Annotated in this window: 7 protein-coding genes; all 7 read right to left on the bottom strand. The window is 44.7% G+C overall.

Annotated elements, in window-relative coordinates:
- Nucleotides 1-2 precede the first annotated feature (2 nt).
- The 7 genes from R2S67_RS10580 to hemL all read right to left on the bottom strand — a co-directional run bounded on the left by R2S67_RS10580 (nucleotide 3) and on the right by hemL (nucleotide 12091).
- A complete protein-coding gene (locus tag R2S67_RS10580) occupies nucleotides 3-1028 on the bottom strand; it encodes an ABC transporter permease (protein WP_005394707.1) in 1026 nt (341 codons plus the stop codon).
- A 2-nt stretch (nucleotides 1029-1030) separates the two neighbouring features.
- Entirely contained in the window at nucleotides 1031-2017 is a 987-nt protein-coding gene (locus tag R2S67_RS10575; protein WP_005394705.1) for an ABC transporter permease, read from the bottom strand.
- Nucleotides 2018-2187: 170 nt separating this feature from the next.
- Entirely contained in the window at nucleotides 2188-3870 is a 1683-nt protein-coding gene (locus R2S67_RS10570; RefSeq protein WP_005394703.1) for an ABC transporter substrate-binding protein, read from the bottom strand.
- A 778-nt stretch (nucleotides 3871-4648) separates the two neighbouring features.
- On the bottom strand, nucleotides 4649-8035 hold the full coding sequence (locus R2S67_RS10565; protein ID WP_048625952.1) for a response regulator: 3387 nt from the start codon (nucleotides 8033-8035) through the stop codon (nucleotides 4649-4651).
- A gap of 226 nt (nucleotides 8036-8261) precedes the next feature.
- Nucleotides 8262-9287: a 16S rRNA (guanine(1207)-N(2))-methyltransferase RsmC gene (rsmC, locus tag R2S67_RS10560; protein ID WP_317343766.1), complete on the bottom strand. Its 1026-nt coding sequence runs from the start codon at nucleotides 9285-9287 to the stop codon at nucleotides 8262-8264.
- A 75-nt stretch (nucleotides 9288-9362) separates the two neighbouring features.
- Nucleotides 9363-10448, bottom strand: a complete 1086-nt coding sequence (locus R2S67_RS10555; RefSeq protein WP_256950996.1) for an AI-2E family transporter — start codon at nucleotides 10446-10448, stop codon at nucleotides 9363-9365.
- Nucleotides 10449-10795: 347 nt separating this feature from the next.
- Nucleotides 10796-12091, bottom strand: coding sequence for a glutamate-1-semialdehyde 2,1-aminomutase (hemL, locus tag R2S67_RS10550; protein WP_012841437.1), 1296 nt, complete (start codon nucleotides 12089-12091; stop codon nucleotides 10796-10798).
- Between the last annotated feature and the right edge of the window lie 79 nt (nucleotides 12092-12170).

Here is a 12170-nt window from a genome sequence, read left to right as displayed (position 1 = left end):
GATTATTTATCTCCGCTCCATAGTGCATTTTGTGGTGCCATTTCAGGCGCGCGCTCTTTCTTGTCTTTCTCTGCCAGTTTCTTCCAGCGTTTCATGCCTTTGTGAGAACGAAGCTGTGGGTTAGCAATTTCATCAACGGCAAAGTTAAGTAGAGCAAGACCAGTCACCAAAAGAGTTAAGGCGATACAAGGTGCTAATACTTCCCACCATGCGCCAATCAACATTGCTGATGAGGTTTGCACGTTGTAAAGCATGATGCCCCAACTGATGGTGTTGGCATCGCCTAGGCCCAAGAACGAGATTACAGCCTCAGTATTGATAGCGAGCATTACTGAGCCGATGAAGCTTGCACCGACAATCGGGATTAGGTTTGGTAAAATTTCAACGAAGATGATGCGGAATGAAGACTCGCCCAATACTTCAGCGGCTTTCACAAACTCTTTCTCGCGTAGAGCCATGGTTTGAGAACGGACAACACGTGCGCCCCACGCCCAAGAGGTACCAGCGATAATCAAGGCAATGGTGAGTGGACCTGCTTCGCCAATAAAGGCTGCCAGTACAAAGAGCAATGGGTATTGAGGGATTACCAGCATGATGTTCATCGCTGCACTCAATATGTCATCCACTTTGCCGCCGAAGTAACCTGCCGAGATACCAATGACCGTCGCTAGGAAACATACGATGATGCCAGCACCAAAGCCGACACCTAGCGATACGCGAGCACCGTAAGCCACTTGTGACCAAATATCACGACCCATACGTGAAGTTCCCAGAACGTGATCAGCCTTTTTCGACATAATCAGCGTACGACGATCATCTGCTAGATTTTTAGCTACCCAGCCATCAGGATTATTTTGCGCTTGTTTTACGACAAAGCTAGGGTATTCGTGTGGATTACCGGTTCGCTTGTCTGGCGCATGTTTCGTAAGTAAAGGAGCTGCGATCGCAACGAATACGAATACGGTAACAATACCAAGACCGATTCGAGCGAATGAGTTACCTAAAATAAGTTTGAATAGTTCTTTCATGATTATTTGCCTCCCGTACGTAGGCGAGGGTCTAGAATCATGTACAGCATGTCAGCCATTAAGTTGAAGCACAGCATGAACATCGTCATGATAATTAACTGACCTTGAAGTACTTGGTAGTCACGAGCGTGAATTGCGTTAAGTAGCACGGTGCCTAAACCTGGGTAGTTGAAAATCATCTCGATGATCAATTGACCACCAATGGCCATACCCAAAGACATAGATAGCGCGGTTACACTTGGAAGTAGCGCGTTACGTGCGGCGTAATTGAAGACGACACGGTTCTCGCTCAGCCCTTTGCCTTTCGCCATCGTGATGTAGTCTTCGGCGAGAAGGTTGATCATGTTGTTACGCATATTGACGAGGAAGCCACCGATCTGAACGATGGTTGCACAGAATAGAGGGAGCACTGCGTGGTAACCCACGTTTTTGATGAACTCCCAGCTTGACCAATCAGGGATAGTACCTGGCGTGTAAGCATAGCCAGATGGGAACCATTTTAGGCCAATCGCAAAGGTAAACAGTGCTAACATTGCGATAACCATCTGTGGGATAGCTTGAATGATCAATGTACCAGGCGTTACGAATGCATCGTACTTACTACCACGCTTCCATGCGGCAAAAATACCGAGTACAGAAGCGATTGAGAAAGAAAGTACAACCGCAGTACCAGCTAGGAAGAGAGACCAGCCAAATGCACTACCTAGTAAAGAGTTAACTGAAAGAGGGTAGAACTGGATTGATGTACCTAGCTCCCAACTTAGAATGTTTTTAATGTACGAAAAGTACTGAATGTAAATCGGCCCATCAACGAAACCGAGCAGTTCTTTCATTGCTGCGATTCGTTCTGGCGTCACCTGTACAGAAGCGTTAGCAAACATCATGGTAACTGGGTCACCAGGCATTGCTCGCGGAATAATAAAGTTTAACGTCGCTGCAACTAAGAGCGCGACAAGATAGAACGACAAACGTCTTAAAAAATAACCCATAACTCACACCTTACTCACCCAGATTTTTTCCCTGTTTCTGGTTTCAGGTCGCTCCTAGCGAAATTTAGAGCGAAAAATCCCCTGACGACGAGCGCCACATATTGGTTTCGTTAACAAGGGATTTTTATAGGCGGCACACGGGATGTATGCCGCTTGAAATGAACTTCTACTTATTTAACTGGTTTTAGGTCCAGCACGTGAAGTAGACGCTCTGGGATACCAGCCCAAATGTTTGGACGGCCCTTAGGATTTTCTTCGTTCCACCAACCAGTGAAGCGAGTTGTGTTGTATTGATACATGTACGCGCCAGATAGCACAGGAATGGTTACTTGGTCCTGAGCAATGATCTTCTGGATACCATGAGCGATTTCTAGCTGTTCTTGCTTATCAGCGGTTTTGTAGAAGCTGTTAAGAAGACCGTCTAACTTATCGTTCTTGTAGAAGTGCATTGCAAAGCGAGGCATACCGTCACCAGACTGTAGCTTCGAGTTGTAGCCGCTGTCCCAGTACAAGTGTGGATCCGCACCGTGGAAGTAGTTGGTGTAAGCAACGTCGTATGTACCTTCTAGCATTGCTTGGTTGTATACCGAGAAATCTGGAGTACGAGCACGTGCTTTAATGCCTACTTCTGCTAGTTGCTCAACAGCTAGTTGTACAGTGTTGTTAAAGTCAGTCCAACCGTTTGGCGATTGAATGAGAAGCTCGAAAGACTTGCCAGATGGTGTATCTACAAAGCCATCTTTGTTTACATCTTTGAAGCCTGCTTTAGCAAGAAGCTTTTTCGCACCTTCGGCGTTGTATGTGTTGTAACCTTTGTACTTGTTGTGCGTCTCTTCGTCAGACCAAGCTTCGAATGCGTAGCCTAGACCTGAAGCGAAGTCATTTACTGTACCGCCACCGTAGAATGCAATGTCGATAATCGTTTGACGGTCTAGCGCCATAGAGAACGCACGACGGAAGTCAACGTTAGTAAGTGCTTCGTTTTTCGCCGCGTCTGGGTTTTTAAAGTTCACTACAAACGCTTGAGTACCCGCTGGTGGGTACCAGTAGTGGTGATTCGGACTTGCTGCAGCGTAAGTGCGGTCGATGTCTGGTACGAATGAAGACGTCCAGTCCATTTCGCCGTTAACGATTTTGCCCAAGAATTGGTCGTTGTTCGCGATTTGTGGCACTCGTAGACAGTCTACATCTAGGTTATCAGCATCCCAGTAATTCGGGTTCTCACACTGAATGTATAGTTGCGGTGTAAAAGTGTCGATTTCGGTAAATGGACCACTACCTACAGGATTTTCGTTTGTGAATGTTGCTGGATCTTTCACTTTGCTCCATACGTGCTTAGGTACAACTGGTACTTTCGCAATTTCGTAAGGAACGTTTGAGTTTGCTTCGCTTAGACGGAATTTAACTTTGTAGTCGTTAACTTTCTCTACGCCAGTAACCCAAGAGTTGATACCAGATTGGTCTAGCTCTGGTTTCTCTTTAACTAGGTTGAAAGAATAAACTACGTCATCAGCGGTAAACGCTTTGCCGTCAGACCATTTTACGCCCTTACGAATATCGAAGGTCACGCTCATTAGGTCATCAGCCATGGTAAAGTTTTCTGCTAGACGAAATACTGGCGTGTTACCGTGCATTTCGTTAAAAACAACGAGCGGCTCGTAAATAAAGTCGGTTGTTGTGTGCAGGTTAGTTGCACCCAAGAAAGGGTTAAAGTTACGAACGAAAGTTGTAAACTCTTTAGGGTGGATAGTCAGTTCACTGCGTTCAGCCGCAGTAGCTACCGATGCAAAACCTGTAGTAGCCGTTGCAATAATTGCTGTTGCTAGTGCTGTTTTTTTAATATTGGCAAGCATAGCTGTTCCTTACTATTTGCTTTCATTTCACTAAATGGAATTGAATGTCATCAATTGATAAACACTCTCCAAGACCTACCTCTTGTTTATGCATTACTCATTACAACATTGAGTTTCGCCAAGAGTGGCCTGTAGGCCTTAGGCAGGAGTAAGAAAACACCTTATCCATAAAATAATCAAACTCGATTCTCGTTAAAAACGTTAAAATATCGTCACTCTCCGTTATAAACGTTATTTTGGCTGATTTTGACTAGAGATAGACCAAAAAGTAAACGTTGATATGCGTCGCAGTTTATATCCTTGTTAATAGTGAGTGTTAGTGGTTGCTAACCTATAATCTATTTAAAATAAAAGCCTTCTGGTTCTCTTCCTGGTTCGGAGATCTCGCTCACATGCAGAAAATGTGTTAATTAATTAGCTAAAAATTAATCTGCCGTTCTGTTGTGATTGAGTTCGCAATCTCTGTCAATTGTTGGTTAAAAACCGTTTGTTATCTGAAAAATAGTCTCTTTTATCGACAGTTTTCTCTCATTTATTGCTCTTTTTTTATTGTAAAAATGAAGTGTTTTATTCGCTCGACTCAACCTGGTTTGGGTCGGTTATATCGATAGAAGCGTATGTTTGGAGTGCCTACCATGGACAACTTTGTCCAGAGGCTTATTCGGCATTTTAATGTGGTAACGGTAGAGAGTCGCTGTATTGTTCGTTTTTAGAGAAAGGGAAGGCTTGGATAATAAAAAGCCCAGCGTATGCGCTGGGCTAGTTTTTTTGATAGGTATTAGCTGGTCAACAGTCGCTGTAGTTTATCTCGTTGAGCTTCGATGTACGCACGCTCAGGACTCTGTTCTTTACAGTGTTCAAGGATGAATTCTATTGAGCTCAACACAGTTCTCCAACGTGGCGTTTTCGGCAGAGTTTCTATACGCATGTATTTATCCAAAGTGCGTGTTTGCAGAGTGCTACGGTCAAGATAAACGCGCCATAAGCCACTTTGTTCGGCAAATGCGAATTTACTTTCACCAGTGACTGACTCCCAATACTCTAAGGCGTGTGTCATTGCGTCGACCAGAATTTCTCGCATTAGCTCTTGTTTGTCTTTTTTGTTACCAAGCGCTTTGTCTGCAAGCCGTGTAAACTCTCCACCGAGTTCTTTCAGCTTCTGCAGCTGGTCTTTATCGCCATCAAAAGCATAACTTGAAAGCACCTCTACTGCGGTTTCTAGGTTGTGTATGCGAGCGGCATTGGCTCCTCCGCCAACATTAAAGATATACATGACATCTAAGCCTGAGCCTTCAGGTAGTTTAAGAATGTCTGCTTCGATGTTTTGACGAATATCTTCAATATAGATATCAATCTTGCCACAGTAATGAGGTTGTTTGACGGTCAGATACTTAGGTGCAATCAACTCATCGGCAGATGAACGTTTTAATTGTTCTAAGTTACGCTTGAATAGCTTGCAAGCAGCTTCATTAGCAAACCGAATACGCTTATCTTCACGCAAACAGATAATCGCTTCAGGAGCCGATTCCAGTTGTTCCAACAATCGCCCTTGAGTTTCTAATAAGCTTGCCTCTACAGCCGCTCGTTGGCGAAGTTCAGATTCAAGTATCTTATTCTCCATGTGGCGCATTTCAGCTTGGCTTGCCGTTAAGTGCGCTTGGATGCGCGCAGCTAGCTCTTGTTTATTGAATGGCTTAGATAAATAGTCGTTGGCTCCTGCTTCAAAGCCTCGTACACGATCTTCTGTTTGACTAAGCGCGGTGAGCATAATGATAGGTAGCTCGGCATGGTCATAAGTTTCACGTAATTCACTGCAGACTTGATAGCCGCTCATGCCTGGCATCATGATATCCAATAACAGGAGTTCCGGTTTTTCCTGCTCAACGAGTGCTAATGTTTCTGGGCCATCAGAGACGGTACGTACGCGATAGCCCTCTAAACGTAAGAAGCTCTCAAGCACACGCAGGTTTACTGGCTCATCGTCAGCGACATACAGTAACGGGCCGTCTGGATTCTCTGGCAGCGATAAGTCTTCATTGTTCTCTACATCGATTTCAGGAATCTGGAAGTGTCCGTGCGCAGCAAGGGTTTGAGTTGTTTGGATCTCTTCTTCACTGGCAAGTGGTAACGTGAAACTGAAGGTGGTGCCGACCATAGGCTGGCTGCTGACGTATAACGAGCCACCCATCAACTCAATCAATTGACGGCTAATCGAAAGCCCGAGCCCCGCACCTTGACGATAGCGACTTGCGTCTTGTCCTGCTTGGATAAGTGGCTCGAAAATATGTTCAAGATGTTCTGCGGGAATACCTTGCCCAGTATCCACAACTTGCACACGAACATGATCATCAACCACATTGGCGGAGATAACGATTTTACCTTCTGAGGTGTACTTAATCGCATTACCGATCAGGTTATATAACACTTGTTCAAGGCGTTGAGGATCTGCAGACACCGCTTTCAAATCCGCTGGTACTTGGTTGATGATACGGATGGTTTTATTTCCGAGTAAATGGCTGGAAAGCTCTAGTACCAGTCGCGTTGCACTGGCTAAACTCACCGCTGACTTCTGGATATCCATGCTTCCGTAACGCATTTTATGATAATCCAATAAGTCATCAACAAGGTTTGCGAGACGTTGCCCACTTTTAATGATGATATCAAGCTGATATTTTTGGCTAGCAGGGATAGCACCGTTAGCGCCGGACGCTAAAGTCTCAGCGATTCCGACCATGCCGTGCAATGGTGTGCGAAGTTCATGAGAAGTGGTGGCTAAGAACTCATCTTTAAGTTTGTCGGCCAATTGCAATTCATCATTTTGTTTTTGAATGATCTGGATGTTGCTCTCGAGCTCTTCATTTTGCTTCTTAATGGTTTGAATTTTCTCTCGAATAGAGCGTTGCATTCGTTCAAAACTCAGCGCAAGACGGCCAATTTCATCTTTGCGAACCGTATTAAAGGTGGTGTCATCAAGATCTCCGGCAGACACTTTTTCGGCAGCCCAAGTTAACTTCAGCAACGGAGAAGTAATAAAGTTTGATAAATAATGGGAAGCGATTACCACTAGAATGATGGCGATCAGCATGGCGATAACAAACAGTTTTTCTAGTTGATGAATACGAGCGAAAGCTTCGTTTTCTGGTAATTGCACGACGAGTGCCCAAATAACACCACGCGTTTCAATCGGTGCATAAGCAGCGATGATCTCTTCACCTAAACCGTTCGTGTAAGTGCCGACGCCAAATGCACCAGAGAGTGCTTTATCGATCACTTCTAAGCTGTTCTTAATGTCATCTTGCTTGGTGTTAATTGTGCGAGGTTGGTGATCATTTCCAACCAGTAAGGTGTTAATGGATGACTCTCGGTTGGCGTCAGCGGCTAACTTCGTGATGCCATTATTTGGTAAGCGGAACATAGCATAGCTGTGTAGGTAGCCTTGCTGAACAATTGGAGCACCTAACCAAGCGACTTGTTTACCACCTTCCAGTTCGAAATCAGACACAATCACAGGGGTGTAGTCTTCATTCACCTTACGGCGTTCAGTGACGTCATCAGCTAGACGCTTGAAGGTTTTGCCAAGTGCTGAGTCTTTGTAGGGGCCTGATAATAAGTTTGTTCCGTAGTTATCGTCTTTGTTGATCGAGTAGGTGACATTACCGTTGATATCGACCAGCAAAATATCATTAAAATCAGAGCGCTTGAGGAGCTCCAAGTAGGCCCAGTGGTAACGTTTATGTAAGAGTCGGTAACGTTCACTTCCGACATAGTTGGAAGACTCGGGTAACGTTGACGTTTTGATTTGATCTCCGCTGCCTTCAATGTAGCGCTGTTGGGCATTTTTACGAGATTCTTCAATGTCATTACCTAAACGACTAAAAGCATTGACGAGACCGTAGAATCGACCACCACTGGCGTAAGCCAGTTCAGAGCGCACAAAGCCCATGACTTCGGTTTCCCGCGCCTCAAAGTAGTCGATAATTTGCTGTTGTTTTGTATCTCGAACAGACAACAAGTGTGAGGTGCTTTGTTCTTGCAGATCTTTACTGTGGGACTGTAGGAAAAAGATCGCAGTAATAGTAAGAGGTGTGATACTGAGCACCAGAAATGCGGTCATCAGTGTACTCTGAAGGCGCTTAAATTTCTGTTTTTTGTAGAATTTAAACATGGATAAGATTACAACTCATAAAGGGCAGTTCTAAAATGTACTTCGCTGCCGAGGTTCTCGTTAAAAACGGATAAGAAGTTCAACTAGATAGAATTAACAAAATTAACGAGTTTTTTTTCTTTGACAAGAAAGTTAGTTGTAAAGCGTGCAGGGTGACGCAGTTTTTCTTATGAGTGTTGAGTTTTTGAGAAAAAATCGCGCAGGTTTGTACCTGCGCGAGGGAAGATTATGACTTTTTCGCGTAGTAGATAGAAAACTTATTGGTCTTATTTAGCGTCTCGCAATTATTAAACGCTCGCTCAATAATTGGTGGATATTTTAAGAAGCTATTCGCGACAATGATCATTTCACCATGGCTATCGAGATACTTTGGAGCCAGACCCAATAGTGTTTCTGCTGCGTTGTAGTTCGTATCCAAACCACTGTGGAAAGGTGGGTTACTGATGATAAAACGATAATCGTCGGCAGTGTCTGAGTAAATATCAGAGGCGAATACATGGCCGGTTAATCCATTGGCTTTTAGTGTGGCTTGACTCGATGTGATGGCATACGCGTTAATGTCACACATCTCAATCGCAATTTCTGGATTGGCTTTTGCCATGAAAGCACCTAATACCCCAGCACCACATCCAAAGTCGAGGACTTTACCTGATAGAGTAGGTAAGGTTTCGAGTAATAGGCGGCTACCTAAGTCGAATTCGCCATGGCTGAATACTCCAGGCAAACTCTTAACAGTCAGTGATTGCTCACCAAGTGTGACCGTATAGGTTTTAAACCAGTCAGCTTGATTGAACGGCTTTGGTTCATTGAGGCAAGTGCCCCAGTAAAATGAACAGCGACGAGCGGAATCGTATTTATTGACCGGGCCATACTCTTTGAACATCTTCTCGATGCTTTTAACACCTGAGCGGTTTTCGCCAACCACTACAATTTCAGTGTTCACGCCTAGTTTCGCCATCAACATCGCCAGAAGGTATTCGGCTTCGGCTTTGGCTTTAGGCCAGTACAAAAGCACCATGTCTGCTTGTGTCTCAGTATTAAACTCAGAACCAAAATGGCTTTTAACCTTGTTATGAGTGCGAATTTGACGGTAGAAGCTGTAGTTTGAAGTGAAGATTTCCACAGATTCACAGTGTTTGGTCAGTTCAAGTGGAAAGAGATCTTCGACTTCACCTGCAACTAAAACATGTTTTCCGTTGAAGTACTCGAGCTGACGCTGAGCTATTTGGCTAGGAGCGATATAAGCAGACATAAATTGGGTTCATCAGAAATAATTGGGGCAGATTTTCGCACAATCTGCCCCAAGCTTGAAGTGATTAAGCTGTGACTAGCTGTTGTCTTGCTGGTTGAGGAAGTCTTTGAATTCTTCTTCGTAGATATTAAACAGTACCATTGTCACGGCAAAAATCAGTGGACCGTAAATCAGGCCGATCAATCCAAATAGATGCAGACCACCCAGTAACGAGAAGAAAATCATTAGGGTATTCATGCCTGCGCTGCCTTGCATTAGCAGCGGACGCAATAGGTTATCAATAGAACCAACGACGACCACACTCCACACCGTCAAGAAGATAGCCCAAGTCATATCGCCTGTTAAGAACAAGTACGCCGCTGCAGGAATCCAGATTAGTGCGGTTCCGACAACTGGAATGAATGATGCAAAGCCCATCATCGTTCCCCAAAATAACCCAGGGAAGCCGGCGAGCCACATACCGATACCGCCAGCCAGACCTTGAGCAATCGCTGTCATGAATGAGCCCATCACGGCTGATTTAGAAACTTGCTCTATCTCTGTCAATATGCGGTCTTCTTGGCTACGTGAGAGTGGCAGAATATGACGAATCGCAGAGATAATTTTGTCGTGATCACGAAGTAGAAAAAACAGCACAAACAGCATCAGGAAGAAGTTCATTAGGAAGTTGGTGGCGTCTCCTAAAATCTTGGCGCTGATAGCAACTAAGTTAGAGCCAAACGATGTAGCAAATTGACCAATTTTCTCAGCAATGGCTTTTGGCTCGATTTTATCGAAAGGTAAGTACTCATTAATTATAGCTAAACCTTTGATAACAAAAGGATGTTGGAATATATCTTGGATTCCGCCATTAGTGACCCAGTTGTACGTATTTTGTGAAAAAACAGAGCCTTGTTGAACAATGGCTGCAAACACAAATAGCAGTGGGATAACGATAATAAACGTCAAGACGACACATGACAGCAGTGCGGCCATATTGGGGTGCTTGGGAATTTTTCGCTCAAACCATTCGTGTACCGGAAACATGAGCAAAGAAATGATAAAAGCCATCACAATGGAATTGATGTATGGCTCAACCAATAAGTAGCAAGCAAAAGCAGCGGCGAGTAAAGCGACCATTAGTACTCGGTGACTCGACGTTATTTTTACATTATTTGGCATGAGATTAGTCCAACTTACAGGTGACGTTTACGGTTTGCGCCTTCAAAGATGGCGTTGAACCTTTATTACTTTGCACTCTTAACTCTTTCAAGCTTATGACAATGCCGAATTAGAGCAGAGCAATATACCTTGTTATAATGACCACAAATCAGTCGGTTATCAATCAAGAGATGAACTATGGGTTGTTGCAACGGTGATAAAAAGTGTCAAACCGAGAAAAAAGCCAAACGAATACCGTGGTTTGGCATTGTTATTGGTGTTTTAGCAGTATTGGTTATATTGAATTGGCAATAAAAAAGGACCGTGATGGTCCTTTTTTTAAATTAGTTATCGCAGCTTTTAAGCGATTACTTTGCTTCTTCTGCAAGAGTTGCAAAACAGCGGTCAGCCGCTTCTAGCGTGGCATCGATTTCTTTTGAACCGTGAGCAAGGGAAGTAAAGCTCGCTTCGAACGCTGAAGGCGCTAGGTAGACACCGTGTTTGAGCATTAAGTGGAAGAAGCGCTTGAAGCGTTCCACATCGCACTTCGTTACGTCTTCGTAGCAAGTCACTTTTTCTTGGTCAGTGAAGAAGAAGCCGAACATGCCGCCCACTTGGTTCACAACCAGAGGAATACCGTGTTTCTCTGCTAGAGACTTAAAGCCATCTGCTAGTTGTTTGGTTTTTGAAGCTAGGCGCTTTTCGTTGCCTTCTTCTTTTAGAAGGTTCAAACATGCATAGCCTGCAGCCATTGCGACAGGGTTGCCAGAAAGCGTACCCGCTTGGTAAACCGGACCCGTTGGCGCAACGTATTGCATTACTTCTTTACGACCACCGAAAGCACCGACTGGCATACCACCACCGATCACTTTACCTAGTGTCGTTAGGTCTGGCTTGATGTTGTAGTGCGCTTGTGCGCCACCAAGTGCCACACGGAAGCCTGTCATAACTTCATCAAAAATTAGTAGCGCGCCTTCTTGATCACAGATTTCACGTAGACCTTCGTGGAAGCCTTCCACTGGTGGAATACAGTTCATGTTGCCTGCAACTGGCTCAACGATGATACAAGCGATTTCGCCTTTGTTAGCAGCGAATAGCTCGCGTACAGAATCTAGGTCGTTGAATGTTGCTGTTAGTGTGTGCTTAGCAAAGTCTGCAGGAACGCCAGGAGAGCTTGGTTGACCAAGGGTCAATGCGCCAGAGCCCGCTTTGACTAGCAAGCTGTCAGCGTGGCCGTGGTAACAACCTTCAAATTTCATGATCTTGTCGCGACCAGTGAAGCCACGTGCAAGGCGAATCGCGCTCATAGTCGCTTCTGTACCAGAACTTACCATGCGGATTTGCTCCATTGATGGAACAAGTTCAGAAACTAACTCTGCCATCGCGATTTCAAGTTCTGTTGGCGCACCGAAGCTGAGGCCACGTTGCGCTGCGTCAATGACGGCTTCGCGGATAACCGCGTGGTTGTGGCCAAGAATCATTGGACCCCAAGAGCCAACGTAATCAATGTACGCTTTACCATCGGCATCAAAAATCAGTGGACCGTCTGCTCGTTCGATAAATAGCGGAGAGCCGCCAACGCCGTTGAATGCACGAACTGGTGAATTGACACCGCCAGGGATGGTTTGCTGAGCTTTTTGATACAGCTCTGATGATTTGGTCATGGGGTTATCCTCTTTTGATTGCTCGGACCAAGTGGAGCGCATTGTACCTAGCTATAATCAAGTTAGAAACGTTTTGCTT

Source organism: Vibrio sp. T13N (genome assembly GCF_032970445.1).
Classification (GTDB): Bacteria; Pseudomonadota; Gammaproteobacteria; order Enterobacterales; family Vibrionaceae; genus Vibrio; species Vibrio diabolicus.
The sequence above is the reverse complement of the archived record's forward strand: the minus strand, read 5'-3'. Positions and strand labels throughout refer to the sequence as shown.